The sequence below is a fragment of the Dyadobacter sp. HNCC25DJ186 genome (assembly GCF_056895235.1).
In genome coordinates, this window is record NZ_JBXHAS010000015.1 from 13670 (window position 1) to 33805 (window position 20136).

Here is a 20136-nt window from a genome sequence, read left to right on the forward strand (position 1 = left end):
AATATGCTACTCATCAGTATGTCGGGATCAAAAATTAACGTTTAAATAATTCAGGACTAACTGCGTCATTGATAGTTACTGAAGAAGTTATTGAAATCGGCTTTTTATCAGTGCTATTAGTTTCAACAAGCTTAGCCGGATACAAAATGCCAAAGGCAGATTTTGTATAATTTGAAAGATCTGTAACGGTTTCGACCCCCGCAAGTGTTTCTCTCTGACGCACCAGAAGCCCCGAGTTGGCGTCAAAATATAAATTATACTTGATACCTTTTCCCTGCAGCTCAACATTATTGGTAGCCACGCCGTTGATTGTCTCGGTTCCGACAGTTGAGGCAATTAAACCACGGCTTTGATAATTGATGAATGGAGCAAGATTTCGGTAAAGCTCAAAATTCATATTGTCTTTATCAGCCTGACTCAAATCCCTTACCTCAATTTTGTTACCCATAGGAACCTTTATCCATCCCTCAGTGCCTTTCACTGTGTAAACAAAGCTTCTGTTCATAATAGTCTTCGATTTGTAAATCGATTGATCCGCCATGGAAGCTGATATACTTGCTGTATACGGGGTGGCTTTGGCAGAAGAATAATTACGTTTCAGCGTATAAGTTTTTATACTGTCCCACAGCGATTTGCCTCCGGTAGCCTTATAATAGTTTGCAAATATTGAATCAGCCGGTATTCTTGTTTGAGCGAAGGAAAGTGTTGCGACCAATAAAAGGACCAACGAAAGACTAATGGATTTTTTCATGTGAACGGGTTGTGTTAAATGTTAAAATTATGGTACGGTGTTGATTGAAATAAGTAACCGAACTTTACCACAAATGAGCAATACTTTATCCTATTTCTGGTAAAAGTAAAAATACCATATTTACTATTGCATGAAGCAAAAACTGTTCCAGAGGCCGTCTTTAAAACGTGTATGCACAGCGAAAATTATGGATAAAACTTTAACTTGTACGTATAGTTATGAAAATGAATGAAATTATACCCGTTTTAAATTTTTGCTTAGCGGTAGTAATGGAGTAAAAAAGAAGGGAAGAACGAAACCATCGTTCTTCCCTCAAAAATAATAAAATATTTAACTACCAAGGCCAAATCAGGATTCGTTACCACTCATGGAGATTTTTCCGAAACGATACTGGAATGTCAGGTTGACAAGCCTGTTTGTTTGTTGCCAAAGCGAATTTTGCATGTAGGTATCCGTTGCAAGCTGGCTTTTGTAGGCTCTTGACAAAAATATGTCCTGAATATTAAATGAAAGTGTTGCCTTTTTTTCTAACAAATCTTTTCTGATTCCCATGTTCGCAACAAATACACCTTGACGCGTTCCCTGTGCTATAGCTCTCGGACCTTCGTAATTGATATAGGCAGACGCACGAAAATCCATAGGTAATGTTACAAACGCGTTCAGGTTTCCTGAATAACTCCACGTGCGGTTGTCAATGTTCGCCAGCGTCGAAACTACTTCACTTCTGAAAAACCTGCCGCTTCCATTGATCTTCAGTATATCTCCGATCTTCCTTGAAAAGTCAGTTTCAAATCCGTAAGCCATTTCTTTTCCCACGTTGTCATATTGGGTCAGCGAGATACCTTCCGAATCTACCGTCCTGATTCTGGTGATTGCATTATTAGAATAATCCATAAACAAAGAAGGCCCCCAGCCACCGGCATCTTCATAATTTGAGTAGGCCATCTCCGCTTTGTGCGTAAATTCCGGGCGTAATTCAGGATTTCCTGTCTGAAGATTTCTTGGATCCGAAACATCTGTAAACGGATTAAGCCAGTCCGCTTGTGGACGCTGCACACGACGACTGTAATTTAATTTAAACAATGAATTTTCGTCCAATTTTCTCGATAGAGAAAGTGACGGAACCAGCGTTAGAAATTTTATAGAAAACTGCCTGTTCGCATTGACCTGATCGATTTGCTGATCGGAATCTGTCAGACGAAGACCGGCCCTCATTCCCCATAGATCCGTTTTTTTGGAGAAAGTCATGTACCCCGTATAAATCGAATTCTTGTATTTGAAAATGTTACTGATATTATTATCAAATTCAAAAGATCCGGTTTCTGTATTCAATAAATAGAAATTATTCGTATTGTCATTGGTATTGAGGCGCGTCCGGAATCCAACCTCCAAAGTAGCTTTTGGCGTGATCGGCCAGGTATAATCTGAATTCAGGAAAATGGATCTGCTGTTGTTATTTCTGAAATTCTGCTGAAAACGGCTCAGGCTGTCAATGATATTTTGCTGGTCGAAATCTGACTGCGCTTCGGATTCTCCCTGGGAATAATTGGCTGTGAAAGTTAACAGCTGATCAGTTTTATTGAATTTATGACGATAGTCAAAACTGGTGCTCAGGTTATTTCCGTTTCCTCTGCTGTTGTTTATTCTGTCAAACCGATCCAAAATCTGCCCCGTTAAAAGCTCCGAAGTATTCAGCAAATTACTGTTATTACGGTTTTGGTCTCTGGAATAATTAACACCCACTTCAACAGAATTTTTATCGTCAATATCATAATTGGCTCCAATCCGGCCAAAAAGATTTTTACGATTATTATTTCCAATTCCATTCTGTTCCAAACGCGATGGCTGATCGCCAAGAAAATTGTCCCGGTTCAACTCACGCTTCCAGAAAGTATTACGCGCCTGTCCGTTTACAGAGGCATTTAAACCAAGTTTTCCGGTTCTGAAGCTTATATTCCCATTCGCATTATTATTTTCTTTTAAACCCAGACTTAAACGGCTGCTGCCATTTATTCCCTGGATCTTATTCTTTTTCGTGATAATATCAATGACACCTGAGGCGCCTTCTCCTTCATATTTGGCGGAAGGTGTGGTTGAAACATCAATTCGTTCGATCAAATCTGCGGGGAAAGACTGCAAGACAGTCGGCAGATCACTGCCATACAAGGTCGAAGGTTTTCCATCAATTAATACAATCACACTGCCTTTTCCACGAATCTGTGGATTTCCATTTTCATCCAGCGAAACTGCCGGCACCTTTTCAAGTAAATCACTGACGTTATTACTTGTTGCCAGCATGTCCTTTCCAACATTGATCATTTTTTTGTCAATGTCTTCCACGATCATACTTTTCTCTCCCCTGACAACAACCTCATTAAGTTTTTGAGCAGAAACAATGACTGTTAACGTACCCAAATCAACAATATTGGATTCGGCTGCCACACGGATATTGGGAACAAAAAGTGTTTCGTATCCCATATTAGTCACTCTCAATATATAGTTTCCGGGTTTCACTTCCGGAACTGTAAAAACTCCATTTTCATCGGTAATCACGCCGCCAGTCACTGTTGAATCTTTGGCAGATAACACGGCAACCGTAGCAAAACTTACAGGCGTACTTTTTGGAGATTCGACTATTTTTCCCACCAGCTTTCCGCCGTCAATCAGGAAATGTTCAGGGTGTTTTTCGGAGGAGAAACCTTGAAGGCTGTTGGTGATCAGAAACCCTGAAATGGCGAGGACATGGAGCCGTTGAGGATTAAATAGATTTTTAATCATTATTAACTTTTATAGTTGTTAGGGATAGGAATTTTTCAGGATTGGGAATCGAATTGGTATATATTCTATTGATATATACTCAATAAAGCGTTTTAGCTCTTAAATATAATCAACGGGTCAGGATAAAATTTAATTGCACAAAATGTTAAAAATTTAAGATGTAGTATTGTTCAAGGCGCAAGTGTCGATACAGCACTTTTGTTTTTTTGTATGTAGATTAATTTCAAGAGAAAGGCTTTTATCTGTTTGAGATGCTTTTTATTATCTTTACGTAATCAATATGTTGGGTGAATATGGAGAAGAAAAAACGGATAATTATATATAAAGACAAAAACGATCCCTACCTCGAATCCTTGCGCGAAGGAAGGAAGGAATCGCCTGAGGAACGTTATATTAAGTTCTTCGAGAACAGGAGAAAGTTTAATGAGTTTATGGGGATCAAAAAGGATCCTAATGCTAAAAAAACCATCGAAATAAAAAAAGTAACATGGATTTAGAAAACAATGAGTTTCTCGAATTCACTAGATGTGCTCAGAAGTATAAGCTGGAGTACATGATTATAGGTGGTTTTGCCATGTTTTTAAATGGTTTGAATCGAGCCACAGAGGATGTAGACATTTGGATCAAACCAACAAAAAAAAACGGAGAGGTTTTGATTCAGGTGGTGTCTTGTATGAATTATGACGATGATGATTTAGAACAATTAAGACTGCTCGATTTTACCCAGGCTCAGGTTTTCGGTTTAAATCGGGAATTAGATATTTTGACATACGTTCACAATAAATTCGATTTTGACGTACTTTTTGAACGATCCAGAATGACGACTAATGCGCAAGGAAGCGTAATTCACTTTTTACATTTAAATGATCTGCGAGAACTGAAAGTACTTGCTCGCAGGCCTCAGGACATGAGAGATGTTGTTATGATTGATGATTTTTTGAGTGAATAAATTAAATGAATGGAAGTAAAAATAGCCTATGTCAAATTTCCAAGGGCATAATTATTTTTGCTTCAATCCCGGCTTCATGCAATAGATATAGAAGGCCGCTACCATCAATTAACTCAATCGGTTTATTTTTTGAAAATTCGTACGCATCCGGACCATACCAGCTTGTAGTAACTAATAAGCCTTTTGTTGCTCCTTCATTAAGCATAGTGCCGTATAAGTCTCTAACTGCTGATACCCCCACTATGTTTTTATATCTTTTGGCTTGAATGACGATTTTTCCACCCAAGATTGGTCTTAAATCAAAGGCAACCGCATCAATTCCACCATCTTTTGATGATCTTGTTTGCTTAGTATCAAGTCCCATTCTTGAAAACAAGTTTGTTACTAGGTTCTCAAATTCATATGGATTTAACTCCATAAGATTTGGTCGGTGATCAAGTGATGATAGGATGTCTTCTTCTGGAACATACCTTTTATCTACCATTGAAAATTCTTTAATAGGTTTTATAGGGATAAACTCAGTTGGTGAAGATGATATCTTTGCTGACAATCCCTTTACACAATTTATGGGCTCAATTCGTGAAAGATTTATTTGCTCAAACTCTCTTTTTGTTACCGAGATACTTAGTAATGTTGGTGAAATGGCGTTTCCATTTGTTTTATTTATGGTTTCGACATAACCGTTAAAAATTACAACAGCGATTGCATTCGATAAGTCAGATTCAAGTATTTCATGTATGGTTCTAATTGCGATACTTGTTATTAGATTTTTGTAACATCTATCAATATCAATCTTTTTTCGATACTTCTCCTCAATTATGTCTTTGGTTTTGATATATCTGTATTCTAAAATCGTGGGAATGATTTCTATCGTAGGAAACTTAAAATCAACTAGAAGCTCATTTGAATCTTTGTTATATGCAATCTTGAAATCTCGGTCCCAATCAACAAAATAGTTTGATTTTTCAAGAATAATACCTGTATACGCAGATATTGCTTCTTCATCACCTGAAAAATATATATGTTTAAAATCTTCAACTTCCCGGCATTTATTAATAAATTCTAATTCATATTTTCTTCTTTCCTCTTTCAATTTTAATTTGTAGCGTTCAATAATGCCTTCTTTTTCCTTTATATCCATTTTCCATTGGAGTATTGCCATTTGATAATCTGATTTTGATTTCTCTACGTTATCTAGCCAACGCTGCTTTACTGGTACAAAAAAGTATCCCCAAAAAGGCATTTTACGGTGATTTTCTAAGAAGGATAATTCAGATGGCTCTGATGGAAACACAAGTAGTTCAGATGGCGGGTCCTCAGAAGGAGGCAAGTATTGGGGCTTTAACGTTTCGAAATTTAAAGCGTTATTAATTTTAAGTGCTTCATTTATAGTTTCTGAATTAAGATAGGTGAATTTCTCTCTGTCTTCATTTGTTAATTCTTCGACTTCTGTAAGTCTAGATTCCAGATATTCTTGTTTAGCGATTTTAAGATTTTCTTTCTCAATCTTTAAGAATTGGCTATGTGATGCTTTTTGATATCTAAGTCGCGCAGACTCTTCCCTACGCTGAGTAGCTTCGTACCTTCTTGATGCCCGGGCTCCGGCTCTTGCAGCTGATACCAATACTTTTGTGAAACTTTGAGCCATAATCAATAATTTTTATCGCTTTTATCCTTAAATTAATTGTAAAAGCAGTGTTTAAGAGGAGATTGCAGACTTTACCTTTGGTCCATCAAATATCTGGCACAATTGAATTCGTAAGTAACAAATTCATTTTGAATAATGGTAGTTTTATGCCAAAAGCTTTGATTATTACCGAAATAATGGTTCTACGACTCTTGATTGAACATTTTATAGTAGATCGCTAAAAATCGGACAAAATGGCGAGAGCCCGATCCCTATCAAAATTTTTATAAAGAGATTAATTTAAAAAAACGATTCTAAATTATTTAGCTGCAAAAAATAAAAAACCCACACCTTCCTTCCCTTCCCCTCAAACATTCTATTTTTGCAGAATGTATAAATATATTCTTCTCCCCATCTTTTTCAGGTTCGATGCCGAGCAAATTCATTACTTCGTTTGTGATCTGCTGAAATTCGCATTTAAAATTCCTGGCGTTCCGGCTTTGATGAAGAGCTTGTACACTTTTGAACATCCTGATCTTGTGCAGGAAGTGGCAGGTTTGCGTTTTCGAAATCCTGTCGGTCTTGCCGCAGGTTTTGATAAAAATGCTGAAATGGTAGATCAGCTTGAAGCATTGGGTTTTGGTTTTATAGAAATCGGTACTGTAACGCCGCGACCACAGCCTGGAAATGACAAGCCGCGCCTGTTTCGTGTCAAAGAGGATGAAGGGCTGATCAACCGGATGGGATTCAATAACAAGGGAGCTGCAGTAGCTGCTGCAAAACTGCGTTATAGAAAATCTTCTATTTTGGTTGGAGGAAATATTGGTAAAAATAAAGATACGCCTAATGAGCAGGCACTGAGTGACTACATCATTTGTTTCAATGAATTGTTTGAGGTAGTAGATTATTTTGTAGTCAATGTAAGTTCGCCGAATACGCCTGGCCTGCGTGATTTGCAGGAGAAAGGTCCGCTGACGGAATTGCTTCGGGAACTTCAGATCCGTAATAAACAAAGACCCAATCCAAAACCAATATTTCTTAAAATCGCACCGGATCTTACTTTCAGTCAGCTTGATGATATCATCGATATTGTCAAAGAAACCGGAATTGCTGGTGTTATTGCTACCAATACGACGATCAGCCGTGAGAATTTGAAAACTTCAAAAGAAACGCTTGATAAAATTGGTGCAGGTGGCCTCAGTGGGAAGCCGCTCAAATACCGCGCTACTGAGGTTATTCGTTACCTTTGTGAAAGGTCGGGTAATGCGTTCCCGGTAATTGGTGTTGGCGGGATCGCTTCGCCAGCTGACGCAATGGAAAAACGCGAAGCCGGGGCGGCGCTTTTACAGATTTATTCCAGCTTCATTTACGAAGGACCCGGGCTGGTTAAGAAAATTTGTAAGGCGATGGTGGCAAAATAATAGCCAGCCTGATTGACAAAACAGAAAGCACTTCATACATTCATAAAAAATTAGAGCCGAGATAAATGTCTGTAAATAAGCCGAGAGGAAACACACAACGACCAAAAGGGGAGGAAGGCGTACGACCAGGTTTTCAATTAGCGCTGGATTGGGAGAGTATTTTTTCGAGTCCGAAAAGTACATTGGCCTGGGGTATTTTTTTTCTGATGACCGGAGTAATTCTGGAAGTTTCTTTTTTATCCTACATCGTTACAGGACTTGCTGATCAAAGCGTTGTTGATGCTTTTGGGCAGGAATCTATCCGGGATGCAGGCAGGCAAACGCGTAATTTTCTTGGAGTGGTCGGCGCTACGTTTTCACATATTTTCGTCTATCGATGGTTTGGTGTAGGTGCCTTGTTGGTTCCGGTTGTACCTATACTGGCAGGTTGGAAAATTGCATTTGGGAAAGAATTGCTGCCATTGACCAGAGCTACGAAAGAAGTCGTCTTTTACGTCTTATGGGTAAGCGCGTTGATGGGTTACATTGTTTTAATGAGTAACACTGAAAATACGCTCAGTTTTGTTTCAGGCGGAATCGGATATATGGTTAACGTCTGGCTGTTCGACTGGCTGAAATGGGGCAGTATTCTGCCAATTATTTTTGCACTTTTTGTTTTTGCTGTCTATTTCTATGATGCGAAAAATCTTTTGGATCAATGGCAGGCGAGCAGATCTGAAAAAGAGTCAGAGACGGACATATCCGTAGCTGAAAATCCGAAAATGGCCGTTAATGAGCAGGATGTTGAGATGGAAGTTGAACCTGAACTTGTTAAAGAGTCGGAATATGTTTCTGTTGTCAATGATACCTACGACGACGATCTTGTTCCGGAAGTTGAAGAAATTAAGGGAGAAGAAGAAGAATTACCTGTGATCCAAAACAACGGTCATGTTCTGGAAGTTATCAACAAAGAAGAAGTCAGCAAACTGGCTGTCACGCCGGTGATTGTTCCGTTTGTGCCAACGCAGGTAAATGGTTCTCATGTTGAAGTGGAACTTGAACTTGAAGTCGCGGACGCCCCTCCGGCCAAAGAGGCCATAGAAATTCCTGACGATGAAGATTTAAATGCGTCGGTGCTGCGGGAATTCGGACAATATGACCCCATGCTGGATTTGCCTTCTTATCAGTTTCCGACTTATAACTTATTGAGTGATGTAATTGATAATCAACACGAAAAAGTTACGCAGGAAGAACTCGAAAGTAATAAGACCAAGATCGTAGAAACGCTGGGAAGTTATGGAATTAACATTTCCAAAATCAAAGCTACGATCGGTCCAACGGTTACTCTGTATGAGATTATCCCGGAAGCTGGTGTCCGTATCTCAAAAATCAAAAATCTTGAAGGTGATATCGCGCTGAGTTTGGCGGCGTTAGGTATTCGTATCATTGCGCCGATGCCGGGGCGCGGTACGATTGGGATTGAGGTTCCGAATAAAAACAGGGAGACGGTATTTATTCGTTCGGTTCTGATGAACGAAAGATTCCAGAAATCTACCTACGATTTGCCTATTGTTCTGGGAAAAACAATTTCCAACGAAATCCACATCGCCGATCTGGCGAAAATGCCTCACTTACTAATGGCAGGGGCGACGGGACAAGGAAAATCTGTTGGTTTGAACGTAATTCTTGCTTCGCTGATTTATAAAAAACATCCGGCGGAATTAAAGTTTGTCCTCGTCGATCCCAAAAAGGTGGAATTAACACTTTTCAATAAATTGGAAAGACATTTTCTAGCGAAACTTCCGAATGCGGACGAAGCGATTATTACGGATACTAAAAAGGTGATTTTTACACTGAATTCCTTGTGTATCGAGATGGATTCCCGTTATGACCTATTGAAAGAAGCGGCGGTAAGAAACCTGAAAGAATACAATGCAAAATTTGCACAACGCCGACTGAATCCTGAAAAAGGCCATCGTTTCCTTCCCTATATCGTGCTGGTCATTGATGAGCTTGCGGATTTGATGATGACGGCTGGAAAAGAAGTTGAAACGCCGATTGCGCGTTTGGCCCAGCTTGCACGTGCCGTTGGTATTCACCTGGTTGTCGCCACGCAGCGGCCTTCGGTGAAGGTTATTACAGGTTTGATCAAGGCCAACTTCCCGGCGCGTTTATCGTTCCGTGTAACATCCAGCATTGATTCCCGGACAATTCTTGATATGGGCGGTGCTGAACAGTTGGTAGGACAAGGGGATATGCTTCTGGCAATTAATTCGGAAGTAATCCGGTTGCAATGTCCGTTTATTGATACCAGAGAAATTGAAGATGTCTGTGAATTTATTGGCGGACAGCGGGGATATGACGAAGCTTATGCACTGCCGGAATATGAAGGAGACGAAGGATCAGAATCAAGAAGTGAAGTCAATACAGATGATTTCGATCAGCTACTCCCGGAAGCAGCTCGGTTGATCGTAACGCATCAGCAGGGAAGCACTTCGCTTATTCAGCGTAAAATGAAATTAGGTTATAACCGGGCAGGTCGAATTATGGATCAGCTGGAATTGATTGGTGTTGTCGGTCCATTCACCGGAAGTAAGGCCAGAGATGTGATGTTCCATGATTTGAATGGGGTGGATGACCACATGCGTTCAATGGGGATAAGCGGATAATTTTTTAGAAGTCAACTGAACTGCCGGTTTTACGCACAATTTAAGTGCGACAAAGCCGGCAGTTTTTATTTTAACTCTGGTAATATTAATCAGATATGGAGTAGAATAAAACCAGTAAACGAAATTTGAAATGTGCTTTTGATCAGATAATAATATTTCCAATTTGCTATTAAGCCCCAACTGAAAATTGCATGAAAAGTAGACTCCGGTTACTGTTTTTTCTTTTATCCCTGAGTTATTTCTCCCAAAGTCAACCCACATATTCATCACTTCCTGATGCTTTGATTTTTTTCAATGGAAATAAAGTTTCAACCGCAAAACAATGGAACGCGCGTCGTGAAGAGCTGCTGAAAATATTCCGTTCGGAAATGTATGGCACCGCGCCTGAAAGGCCAAAGAATATGCGTTTTGAAGTTTTTGATCATGAAAAAAATGCACTCGGAGGAAAAGCGACACGCAAACAAATTACTATTCATATCACGGAAAATGGCAAGGATGTCAGGTTTGATCTTCTCGTCTATATACCGAACAAAGCGAAACATCCCGTTCCCGCCATAATTGGAATAAACTTTATCGGGAATCAAGCGATCCATGCAGATCCAGGTATTAAACTGACAGAATCATGGGTGGAAAATAGTAAAATGTTTCCCTGTGCAGTCGATGGTAAGGCCACAGAAACCTGCCGCGGCGTGAACGCCAGTCAGTGGCAGGTGGATAGTATTCTGGATGCAGGATTTGCGCTCGCCACAATGTACCGGGAAGAAATTGCCTCGGATAGAAAAGAGTCCATGTTCAATACCGGGATTCACCCGCTCTATCCGGAATTGCAAAATCGGGAAGATAATTTTGGCACGGTAGCCGCCTGGGCGTGGGCACTGAGCCGTGGAATGGATTATCTGGAAACGGACAAGGATATTAATTCAAAAAAAGTTGCAGTTTTTGGATTTTCCAGATTGGGCAAAGCTGCGCTCTGGGCCGGGGCAAATGACAGTCGTTTTGCTATGGTAATCAGCAACGAATCTGGTGCTGGTGGAGCAAAATTATTTCACCGTGGAATAGGTGAAAATATCCGCAGATTAAATACTGTTTTCCCACATTGGTATGCCAAAAGTTTTAAGAAATATATGGACAAAGATACGCTATTGCCTTTCGATCAGCACTTTATTATTGACTTGATAGCACCACGACCTGTTTATATTGCAAGTGCCGAAGGAGATAAAGGGTCTGATCCGGCGGGTGAATTTGCCAGCGCTCTGGAGGCGGATAAAGTCTACCGCTTTTTGAAAACAAAAGGGCTGCCGGTGACGGAAATGCCTGGGTTAAATAAACCTGTTATGGGACAAATTGGATACCATATTCGGGAGGGCAGACACGATGTTACAAGTTTTGATTGGAAACAGTTCTTAATTTTCTCTAATTTACATCTCCAAAAATAAAAACATCTAAACAACTAATCTTACAATATATCTCAATGCAAACAACTTCCTCGTCTGGTAAGGAACTTACTAAGGCCCGATTTACAGAAGACAGATACCTGGTTACCCTCATTTTTGTCACCTCCCTTTTCATGTTCTGGGGTATTGCCATCACAATGGGTGATATCTTAAACAAACATTTTCAGACTGTGCTGAGCCTTACCAAAACACAGTCGGCCTTCGTGCAATTTGCAATTTTTGGAGCCTATGGTGTAATGGGTATTCCTGCCGGACTCTTTATGAAGCGGTTCGGTTATAAAAACGGTGTGCTTTTTGGCTTATCCCTTTTTGCTGGTGGCGCATTCTTATTTGTTCCAGCAGCTGCGGCTGCGTCATTTCCGTTTTTTGGAATTGCCTTGTTTGTCCTGGGTTGTGGAATTTCCACGCTGGAAACGGTAGCACATCCGTTTGTAGCCTCCTTGGGCGACCAGCGGACCAGTGATATGCGTATCAATTTTGCACAGGCTTTCAACGCACTCGGCACCATCATCGGACCATGGATGGGTTCATATTTTCTTTTTGGAAACCATGTGCAGGGCAGCACTGATCTTACCTCGGTTAAGATGTTGTATATCGCTATCGGAACGGTGATCGCAACGATCGCTGTGCTGTTTTCTTTTGTAAAAGTTCCGGCATTAATCGATCCACACGTGGCGGTAGTAAACCCTGATGGTGTTAATGTCGATATGCATCCTGAAAAAGGGCTTTTTGAGCACAGACATTTTAAATGGGCCGTTGTCGCACAGTTTTTCAATGTGGCGGCGCAGGCTGGTACCTGGGCGTTTTTCATCAATTATGGTCATGAAAAAATGGGATTCACGGATGCCGTTGCCAGTAAATGGATGATCCTCTTTTTTGTGCTGATGCTTACCGGCCGCTTTGTAGGTACTTTTCTGATGCGATACATTGCACCGCCTAGATTGCTGGCTATTTTTGCAGCCTGCAACATTGTGATGTGTTTGGTGATCAGCCAAAGTTTTGGATGGCCTTCATTTATCGCATTACTCATGCTGAACTTCTTTTTTAGCATCATGTTCCCGACGATTTTTAGTTTGGGATTAAAAAACCTGGGAGCACACACACAACAGGCTTCGTCATTCATTTCGATGGGTGTGGTAGGTGGAGCATTGTTTCCATTTGCAATGGGTGCAGTGGCTGAATATGATGTTGCTGCGGCATATTACTTGCCGATCATCTGCTATTTCGTGATATTTTTGTTTGGTTATAAGTTTTACAAAGTTCAATAGTATTTAATGAAACTCTGGGGAATAGATTTAGGAGGTACGAAGATCGAATGTGCCGTTTTGGATTCTGAAAATGATTTAGCAGTTGTTATCCGTAAGAGGCTTCCGACTGAGTCAGATAAGGGATATGATCACATTTTATCCCAAATCAAAAAGCTGATTGACCTTGTTGCAGAGGAAATTGGGGAGAAACCGGTTAAAATTGGTTTTGCCACGCCGGGCGTTTCCGAGCCGGATACCAATCTGATGAAAAACTCAAACACGACTTGTCTGAACGGCAAACCGATGCAGAAGGATCTCGAAGATCGTTTAGGTATTCCTGTTAAACTGGCCAATGATGCAAATTGTTTTGCACTGGCAGAAGCATTGATGGGAGCAGGAAAGGATTTCCCACAGGCAGAGGTCGTTTTCGGTGTTATTATGGGCACGGGCGTTGGCGGAGGATTGGTTGTCAATAAGAAAATTATTGGCGGTCACCACGGTATCGGTGGCGAATGGGGACATAATATCCTTGAAGAAAATGGTCAGCCTTGTTATTGCGGTAAAAAAGGGTGTGTGGAACAGGTTATTTCGGGGCCTGCCCTGGAACGTTTTTATATGCAGCAAAGTGGTGAAAAATTATCTCTTAAAACAATTCTGGAGCAATATCAGAAAGGAACGAATGTTCACGCCACAACTACGATTGAACGACTGCTTGACTATTATGGCCGCGCAATTTCCACGCTTATCAACGTGCTTGATCCTGGACTAATCGTGATTGGCGGTGGAGTTGGCAATATTGATCTGTTATATACCGAAGGTTATGAACGAATCAAGAAATATATCTTTAATAACGGTGTGATCACCACACCGATTTTGAAGCCGAAATTGGGAGATAGCGCTGGCGTCTTTGGTGCAGCGTTGTTGTAAAAATTGAAATAGAAAATAAACATAGTCCTGGTTATATTGCCTCATGCTGAAAACAGCGTTTGACAATGTGGCCAGGACTTCTTTTGCTGTTTAAACCAACGTCTCGCAGTTTTGTCTAAATTTGCAGACACCTTTGCAACCTGGCATAATTTTTAAAGAATTTAATCAGAATTAAATAATTGATTATGAAAAAAATAACAATTTTCTCATTTGTACTCGCCATTGTGACTTTTTCAAATGTGTTTACGACGACTGTTCAAGCGCAGGGAGATAAAAAATCGACTGCGATTTTGGAGGCAATGAGTAATAAGTATCAAAAAATAAAATCGTTCAAGGCGATCTTTACATACACTCCGGACGGCGGGAAAGCACTTAAAGGTGATGCGACTGTGAAAGGGACGAAGTTTCGGTTAAAAATGGCCGGACAGGAGATTTATAACGATGGAAAGTTAATGGCCACATACATTAAAGAAACGAACGAAGTAAACTTGCAGGACTTTGATCCTTCGGCAGGCGGAGATCTGGATCCGACCAGGATTTATTCTGCCTATAAAAAAGGTTTTAAATATGCATTCCTGCAAGAAAAGAAAGAAGGCGCTCAGACTTATGAAGTAGTTGAGCTAACTTCAACAGGGAAAAACAGCCAAGTCGATAAAGTTCAGATCCAGGTAAACAAAGCAGATAAGTCAATTAACAGTTGGAAGATTTTCCAGAAAAACGGACAAAAAGTAACTTATAAAGTGGAACAATTCCAGCCTGATGTTGCTGTGCCGGATACCTATTTTACATTCAATTCGAAACAATTTCCAGGTGTAGAAGTTGTTGATCTGAGATAAGGGTTGGATAATTAATTTATAGTTAGGGGAGGCTGTCATAAGCTTTCCCTTTTTTTGTTTCCAATGAAAAATAAATTTCGACAAAGAAAATGATGTGGACAGTACAACATTTAAGCTGTAAGTTTGTTTACATTTTAAATATCCGAAAACGACAGCTTCTGATTTTCGGTGCAGTAAATTCTTTGCGTGTAGTACATGTTGTTGATTGAAATTTCAAAAAAAGTGGATCCTGTTTTCGTAAAACTCGACAAATGGTTTGATCTCAGCATTGGGTATATCCCAAATGTTGTTATGGCAATTTTGTTGCTCGTTGTTTTCCGATATCTTGCTGGATATGGTGGCCGGATAATGGCCAAAGGGCTTTCGAAAGCCACTGAAAACGAGGCTTTGGTCAGTCTTATTTCTGCGCTTACCAGAATCGTTATACTGACTGCGGGGTTGTTTTTTGCGTTAGGGATTTTGGGGTTGGAGAAAACGGTGACGTCTATGGTAGCGGGTGCTGGTGTTATCGCGCTTGCACTTGGGTTTGCATTCCAGGATTTGACTACCAATTTTATTTCCGGTGCCTTCATAGCCATACAGCGTCCTATCAAGGTTGGGGACATTATTGAAACCAATGGTTTTACGGGAAGAGTGAAGTCGATCAACCTGCGTTCAGTGATTATTGATAATCTAGCCGGACAGCAGATAGAAATTCCTAGCAAGGATATTTTCCAAAAACCGATTACTAATTTTACCTATTCAGGTGAGCGTAGAGTTCAGGTTGATTGTGGGATTTCATTTACTGAGGATCTCGCATTAGTCGAAAAAATAAGTTTGCAAGCAATTCAATCGCTGGGTTTTTTAAGTAAAACAAGAACTGTTGATTTCAGTTATACAAAGTTTGGTACAAATACCATTGATTTCCAAGTGCAGTTTTGGATTGACCAAGTTAAAATTGGTCCGGGTTCGGCGAAAAGCGAGGCGATTAAAGCGTTGAAAGGTATGTTTGATGTGCATGGGATTTCAATTCCTGCTCGTACGGCAGAAGTTGGCGGTGAAGTTAGGAAGGAATGATTATTGGTTAACCCAAGTGCTTTCAAAAATTCCTATGTCACCCCTTCGGGGTTGAAATATTTCCCCTAAGCCAATTTCTATAGTACTGTCATCCCTTCGGGATTGATTCGGTAGCAGTTTTTCCCATTGTTTCTTTAAGATGGCCATCACTTTGGGATTGACGAGGTAGCCTATTTTTTATCATAATAATGTAATCCCTTCAAAATTAATTCATCAATACGTTTTTTGATTTTCTTTATAAAATACGATTCGTTTTGGGGATTGTCTGCTTATGGAATTTTCATAGATACTAATTATTTCCTTAAGCTTAAATCCCGAAGGGATGATAGTATTATAGAAAATGCATCCAAACTTCAAGTGCAAAACCCTGAAAGGGTGACATCATCGAGCCAAAAATTTATTCGAAAAAAATCCCGGCCCGGAAATAATTTCCAGGCCGGGATTTTAAGTTAAAAGCAAACCGCTAAAAGCGAATACCTAAATATTAATATCTGTAAGTATCTGCTTTGTAAGGACCTTCTGTTGGAACGCCGATATAAGCAGCTTGTTCATCAGAAAGAGTTTCAAGTTTCGCCCCAACGTGTGCCAGGTGGAAAGCAGCAACTTTTTCATCCAAAGCTTTTGGAAGAACATATACTTTTTTCTCGTAAGCAGCCGTGTTAGTCCAAAGTTCGATCTGAGCCAAAGTCTGGTTAGAGAACGAGCATGACATCACGAAAGATGGGTGACCCATTGCGCAACCCAGGTTCACCAAACGACCTTCTGCAAGGATGATAATATCTTTTCCTTCTACTGAATAGATATCAACCTGTGGTTTGATCTGAGATTTTGTAGAACCATAAGCAGCGTTTAACCAAGCCATATCGATTTCATTATCGAAGTGACCGATGTTACAAACTACTGCCTTATCACGCATTTTAAGGAAATGTTTTTCAGTGATGATACGGAAGTTACCAGTTGCTGTAACGATGATGTTAGCACGCTCAACAGCTTCGTCCATAGTTACAACTTCAAAACCGTCCATTGCAGCCTGAAGCGCACAGATTGGATCGATTTCAGTAACCAAAACACGGCATCCGGCACCACGAAGCGATTCAGCAGAACCTTTTCCAACATCACCGTAACCTGCTACTACTGCCACTTTACCGGCAAGCATCAAGTCAGTTGCACGACGGATTGAATCTACAAGAGATTCGCGGCAACCGTATTTGTTGTCAAATTTAGATTTGGTAACCGAGTCATTTACGTTGATTGCAGGCAGATGAAGCGTACCATTTTTAAGACGGTCGTAAAGACGAAGAACACCTGTTGTAGTTTCCTCAGAAAGACCTTTGATGCCTTCGATCAATTCAGGATATTGGTCAAAAACCATGTTTGTAAGGTCTCCACCATCATCAAGGATCATGTTCAAAGGCTGACGATCTTCACCGAAGAAAAGCGTTTGTTCGATACACCAGTTGAATTCTTCCTCGTTCATACCTTTCCAGGCATATACAGGGATACCAGCCGCTGCGATTGCTGCTGCTGCGTGATCCTGCGTTGAGAAAATGTTACAAGAAGACCAGGTAACATCTGCACCCAAAGCTGTAAGTGTTTCGATCAACACGGCAGTTTGGATCGTCATGTGAAGACAACCCGCAACACGTGCACCTTTCAAAGGCTGTGATGGACCGTATTCAGCACGAATTGCCATAAGACCTGGCATTTCAGCCTCTGCCAATGTAATTTCTTTGCGACCCCATTCGGCCAGCGATATGTCTTTAACCTTGTAAGGAATGTACGTTGTTTCTGTTGACGTAGCCATTTTCTATTTGGATTTTTGTTTTCTAATTAATGACACAAAATTAAGTAGAAAAACCATCAGGATTTAAATTTGTAGATGAATATTGGGGTTTTGATTTAAAAATTAGATATTCTATCTGAAAACAGTGTTGATATCTACATTTTAAAGCGATTAAGGTATCCTATAATTGGGTGTGTAGATATTTTGTCTGCTTACAAAATTTCAAAGACTTTTGACCTTGTCAACTTTTAAGATTTTTGGATGGCTGAAATGTTTTTTCTGCCTGATTATCAAAACAATTGGTGGTATGCAAACAAAAAAAGCGCTGCCTTTTGTGCAACGCCTTATATATAAAAATTATCAATCTGGTCGTGAAACCGCCTTGATAAGAAGTTTAAATTAAAACAGTGAAACTCTTGAAGATTGCACCGATACGAACTGCGTCAAAAATACGTGCCTGAGTTCCGCCATGATTTATTACGGATTGTTCATGAGAAGTAACACACATTTCGCAGCCATTCAGCGCGGAAACTACAAGACTTAACAATTCGAAAAACTCTTTGCCGAGCACAGGATTAACCATAATGCTCATTTTAATTCCGGCAGGAGCGTTGTTGTAAAACTCTTTGTCCATAAAGTGTCTGAAACGGTAAAACACATTATTGGCATTCATCAAAGAAACACAGGCAGTTACTTCTGCGATCTCTTTTTCGTCAGCGCCTTCTGCTACCGCAAGTTCTTCAATAGCAGAAATAAGTGCTGTATTTTTCTCATTGATAGCAACAGAAAGGGCAATTAAAAGAGCCTCTTTACGGTTGATATTCTGTGATTTTAAAACATTACCAATGTTGATTTTCAAGTCTTTTAGGTAACGGTGGTCTAACGCCGCCAACTTATTCATAAGCACGCTTTCAAATTCTGCGGGCAAATTGATTTCTTTATACAGAGAATCTTTCGTATTCCCTGTGGCTGCAAATGGATACATTTTTGGTTGGATTGGAAGTGGGAAAGAAGTTTAGAGTTCAGAGGTAAAAGTTTAAAGTCGGCATACTGTCAACTTTGAACTTTTACCTCTGAACTTTAAAATGGAGCGGGAAGGAAGTTGAGAGTTAAAAGTTGCTGTGTTCCGACTTTAAACTTTTTTTACTCTAAACTCTAATCTCTAAATTAAGCTAACGTAGCCTCTCCTTTAACCCAGTTGCATGGGCAAAGTTCGTCAGTTTGCAAAGCGTCAAGTACACGAAGAACTTCGTCAACGTTACGTCCAACTGAAAGATCATTGATGCACACCCAGCGAATAATTCCTTGTGGATCAACGATATAAGTTGCGCGGTAAGCGATTTTTTCATTTGCTTCAAGAATTCCTAGTTCTTCTGCAAGAGATTTAGAAGTATCCGCAAGCATTGGGAATTGAAGCTCGCGAAGATCGTCATGGCTTTTTCTCCAGGCCAGGTGAACATTTTCGCTGTCTGTTGAAGCACCGATCAGGATTGCATCACGATCAGCAAAATCAGAGGTTTTTTTGTTGAATTCAGCAATTTCAGTAGGACATACAAAAGTAAAATCTTTTGGCCACCAGAACATCACCATCCATTTCTCTGCATTGATATGATCCTCAGAAGTGATATCGTAAAATTCGTTTCCTTTTTCAAGCGATACTACTGAGATTTTTTTGAACTCAGGGAATTTTGATCCAACGGATACAATTGTATTTTTCATTGTTATTGTGGTTGCTTTGGTTTGTATTATTTCTTGTTACAAAACTAATCACAACCATAACGCATGGCAAGATTTGATATGGTACAATTCCGGGCAATGCTTGAATTAAATAAATGAATTTACGTTTTCTATTGAAAAGCTGTTCGCTATAAATTTTGTCTATATGGATATCAATTTGTACTATATCATTATACTAATAAATTAGATAATTATATTATTTAAAGAAAGTGTTCAGGTATTTCCGATATTCAGTTTTTCGTAAAGTTCTTGCGTGGTAATTGTTTGATTGAAACCGAGACTTTTCAGATGCATCGATAATTGTTTATCCCCCGTCCATAGGAAGCCGTCGGTTTGCAAGGCGAGCGCAACAAATGCAATGTCATTACTATCCACTCCAAATGATAACCTATCCGCTTCGGTCCAAAATTCCTCTTCTATAATAGATTCATTTACAAAATTCACCTGTTTGATGAGTTCAAAAAAAGTGAGGTTGTTTTTTCTTCTGTAAGCTTGGAAAGTTTTAATATTTTAGGTTGATGTTTGAAGAGTTCAGCTATCGTATAGTAGCAACTGACACGATCTATTTCAGGAAGTGGACTAAAAAGAATTTCTGCTATTTTATTATTAGGAGAAATACAGGCGCTGAATAATATATTGGTATCAACGATTACGATCATTTTAGAAAACGGCCGCGGTTCTGACTCCACCAGTTCCTATTTGTTTCGCGGGAAAGTTCCAGAGCCTGTTCCTCTGTACCTTTATTTTCAGAAACAATTTCTAAAACGTTAATATAATCAACAAGCTTTTGAATAGCATTCATGTTGATTGAACTGCTCGCTTTTATGATAATATCCTGATTTTGACGTTCGATAGTCATAGTTTGCTTTTTAACAAAGATACTAAGAAATACCAATCTCGTCAAAATCAGGTAAATACATTA

At 39.8% G+C, this 20136-nt stretch carries 16 protein-coding genes and 1 pseudogene; 9 read left to right on the plus strand and 8 right to left on the minus strand.

Annotated elements, in window-relative coordinates; all coding sequences use genetic code 11:
* Positions 1 to 34 precede the first annotated feature (34 nt).
* Together AC1XUO_RS27365 and AC1XUO_RS27370 are read right to left on the minus strand one after the other, a co-directional pair.
* Positions 35 to 751 (minus strand): hypothetical protein, encoded by a 717-nt coding sequence (locus AC1XUO_RS27365; protein ID WP_483333024.1) that lies wholly within the window; start codon positions 749 to 751, stop codon positions 35 to 37.
* Between the two features lie 348 nt (positions 752 to 1099).
* Positions 1100 to 3529, minus strand: a complete 2430-nt coding sequence (locus AC1XUO_RS27370; RefSeq protein WP_483333025.1) for a TonB-dependent receptor — start codon at positions 3527 to 3529, stop codon at positions 1100 to 1102.
* Between the two features lie 293 nt (positions 3530 to 3822).
* On the opposite strand from AC1XUO_RS27370, the gene AC1XUO_RS27375 reads away from it, so the two are divergent.
* On the plus strand, positions 3823 to 4026 hold the full coding sequence (locus tag AC1XUO_RS27375) for a hypothetical protein (RefSeq protein ID WP_483333026.1): 204 nt from the start codon (positions 3823 to 3825) through the stop codon (positions 4024 to 4026).
* Positions 4017 to 4478 carry a hypothetical protein gene (locus AC1XUO_RS27380; protein ID WP_483333027.1) on the plus strand — a complete coding sequence of 154 codons (462 nt, stop codon included), beginning with the start codon at positions 4017 to 4019 and terminating at the stop codon, positions 4476 to 4478. Before AC1XUO_RS27375 ends, AC1XUO_RS27380 begins: the two co-directional genes overlap by 10 nt.
* 31 nt (positions 4479 to 4509) lie before the next feature.
* Here AC1XUO_RS27380 and AC1XUO_RS27385 read toward each other — a convergent pair whose 3' ends face one another.
* Positions 4510 to 6126, minus strand: a complete 1617-nt coding sequence (locus AC1XUO_RS27385) for a restriction endonuclease (RefSeq protein WP_483333028.1) — start codon at positions 6124 to 6126, stop codon at positions 4510 to 4512.
* Between the two features lie 368 nt (positions 6127 to 6494).
* Between AC1XUO_RS27385 and AC1XUO_RS27390 the strand changes: the two genes are divergently transcribed.
* The 7 genes from AC1XUO_RS27390 (at position 6495) to AC1XUO_RS27420 (ending at position 15694) form a co-directional block, all read left to right on the plus strand.
* Positions 6495 to 7526 carry a quinone-dependent dihydroorotate dehydrogenase gene (locus tag AC1XUO_RS27390; protein ID WP_483333029.1) on the plus strand — a complete coding sequence of 344 codons (1032 nt, stop codon included), beginning with the start codon at positions 6495 to 6497 and terminating at the stop codon, positions 7524 to 7526.
* 65 nt (positions 7527 to 7591) lie between these two features.
* A complete protein-coding gene (locus tag AC1XUO_RS27395) occupies positions 7592 to 10174 on the plus strand; it encodes an FtsK/SpoIIIE family DNA translocase (protein ID WP_483333030.1) in 2583 nt (860 codons plus the stop codon).
* Between the two features lie 191 nt (positions 10175 to 10365).
* Positions 10366 to 11610 (plus strand): glucuronyl esterase domain-containing protein, encoded by a 1245-nt coding sequence (locus AC1XUO_RS27400; protein ID WP_483333031.1) that lies wholly within the window; start codon positions 10366 to 10368, stop codon positions 11608 to 11610.
* Positions 11611 to 11645: 35 nt separating this feature from the next.
* Positions 11646 to 12896, plus strand: coding sequence for an L-fucose:H+ symporter permease (fucP, locus tag AC1XUO_RS27405; protein WP_483333032.1), 1251 nt, complete (start codon positions 11646 to 11648; stop codon positions 12894 to 12896).
* A gap of 6 nt (positions 12897 to 12902) precedes the next feature.
* Complete coding sequence (locus tag AC1XUO_RS27410; protein WP_483333033.1) at positions 12903 to 13802, plus strand: ROK family protein; 900 nt, start codon at positions 12903 to 12905, stop codon at positions 13800 to 13802.
* 185 nt (positions 13803 to 13987) lie between these two features.
* Positions 13988 to 14638, plus strand: a complete 651-nt coding sequence (gene lolA1 / locus AC1XUO_RS27415; protein WP_483333034.1) for an outer membrane lipoprotein periplasmic chaperone LolA1 — start codon at positions 13988 to 13990, stop codon at positions 14636 to 14638.
* A gap of 195 nt (positions 14639 to 14833) precedes the next feature.
* Positions 14834 to 15694, plus strand: coding sequence for a mechanosensitive ion channel family protein (locus AC1XUO_RS27420; protein WP_483333035.1), 861 nt, complete (start codon positions 14834 to 14836; stop codon positions 15692 to 15694).
* 484 nt (positions 15695 to 16178) lie between these two features.
* Here the strand turns inward: AC1XUO_RS27420 and ahcY are convergent, their stop codons facing one another.
* The 5 genes and pseudogenes from ahcY to AC1XUO_RS27445 form a co-directional block, all read right to left on the minus strand.
* The gene (ahcY, locus tag AC1XUO_RS27425) at positions 16179 to 17498 is read right to left on the minus strand and encodes an adenosylhomocysteinase (RefSeq protein ID WP_483333036.1); all 1320 of its coding nucleotides are present in this window, start codon (positions 17496 to 17498) and stop codon (positions 16179 to 16181) included.
* A 373-nt stretch (positions 17499 to 17871) separates the two neighbouring features.
* Positions 17872 to 18462, minus strand: a complete 591-nt coding sequence (locus AC1XUO_RS27430; RefSeq protein WP_483333037.1) for a carboxymuconolactone decarboxylase family protein — start codon at positions 18460 to 18462, stop codon at positions 17872 to 17874.
* Positions 18463 to 18644: 182 nt separating this feature from the next.
* On the minus strand, positions 18645 to 19196 hold the full coding sequence (locus tag AC1XUO_RS27435; RefSeq protein WP_483333038.1) for a peroxiredoxin: 552 nt from the start codon (positions 19194 to 19196) through the stop codon (positions 18645 to 18647).
* Positions 19197 to 19427: 231 nt separating this feature from the next.
* Positions 19428 to 19873 (minus strand): annotated as a pseudogene (locus AC1XUO_RS27440) (PIN domain-containing protein).
* Entirely contained in the window at positions 19870 to 20073 is a 204-nt protein-coding gene (locus AC1XUO_RS27445; RefSeq protein ID WP_483333039.1) for a hypothetical protein, read from the minus strand. The pseudogene AC1XUO_RS27440 and the gene AC1XUO_RS27445 overlap by 4 nt, the downstream one beginning before the upstream one ends.
* Positions 20074 to 20136: the final 63 nt, after the last annotated feature.

Bases quoted from the DNA above. Each gene is read 5' to 3' on its own strand.
- AC1XUO_RS27385 (WP_483333028.1), bottom strand. From the start codon at position 6,126: ATGGCTCAAAGTTTCACAAAAGTATTGGTATCAGCTGCAAGAGCCGGA.
- ahcY (WP_483333036.1), bottom strand. From the start codon at position 17,498: ATGGCTACGTCAACAGAAACAACGTACATTCCTTACAAGGTTAAAGAC.
- AC1XUO_RS27375 (WP_483333026.1), top strand. From the start codon at position 3,823: ATGGAGAAGAAAAAACGGATAATTATATATAAAGACAAAAACGATCCC.
- AC1XUO_RS27430 (WP_483333037.1), bottom strand. From the start codon at position 18,462: ATGTATCCATTTGCAGCCACAGGGAATACGAAAGATTCTCTGTATAAA.
- AC1XUO_RS27380 (WP_483333027.1), top strand. From the start codon at position 4,017: ATGGATTTAGAAAACAATGAGTTTCTCGAATTCACTAGATGTGCTCAG.
- AC1XUO_RS27435 (WP_483333038.1), bottom strand. From the start codon at position 19,196: ATGAAAAATACAATTGTATCCGTTGGATCAAAATTCCCTGAGTTCAAA.
- AC1XUO_RS27410 (WP_483333033.1), top strand. From the start codon at position 12,903: ATGAAACTCTGGGGAATAGATTTAGGAGGTACGAAGATCGAATGTGCC.
- AC1XUO_RS27395 (WP_483333030.1), top strand. From the start codon at position 7,592: ATGTCTGTAAATAAGCCGAGAGGAAACACACAACGACCAAAAGGGGAG.
- lolA1 (WP_483333034.1), top strand. From the start codon at position 13,988: ATGAAAAAAATAACAATTTTCTCATTTGTACTCGCCATTGTGACTTTT.
- AC1XUO_RS27445 (WP_483333039.1), bottom strand. From the start codon at position 20,073: ATGACTATCGAACGTCAAAATCAGGATATTATCATAAAAGCGAGCAGT.
- AC1XUO_RS27370 (WP_483333025.1), bottom strand. From the start codon at position 3,529: ATGATTAAAAATCTATTTAATCCTCAACGGCTCCATGTCCTCGCCATT.
- fucP (WP_483333032.1), top strand. From the start codon at position 11,646: ATGCAAACAACTTCCTCGTCTGGTAAGGAACTTACTAAGGCCCGATTT.
- AC1XUO_RS27420 (WP_483333035.1), top strand. From the start codon at position 14,834: ATGTTGTTGATTGAAATTTCAAAAAAAGTGGATCCTGTTTTCGTAAAA.
- AC1XUO_RS27390 (WP_483333029.1), top strand. From the start codon at position 6,495: ATGTATAAATATATTCTTCTCCCCATCTTTTTCAGGTTCGATGCCGAG.
- AC1XUO_RS27400 (WP_483333031.1), top strand. From the start codon at position 10,366: ATGAAAAGTAGACTCCGGTTACTGTTTTTTCTTTTATCCCTGAGTTAT.
- AC1XUO_RS27365 (WP_483333024.1), bottom strand. From the start codon at position 751: ATGAAAAAATCCATTAGTCTTTCGTTGGTCCTTTTATTGGTCGCAACA.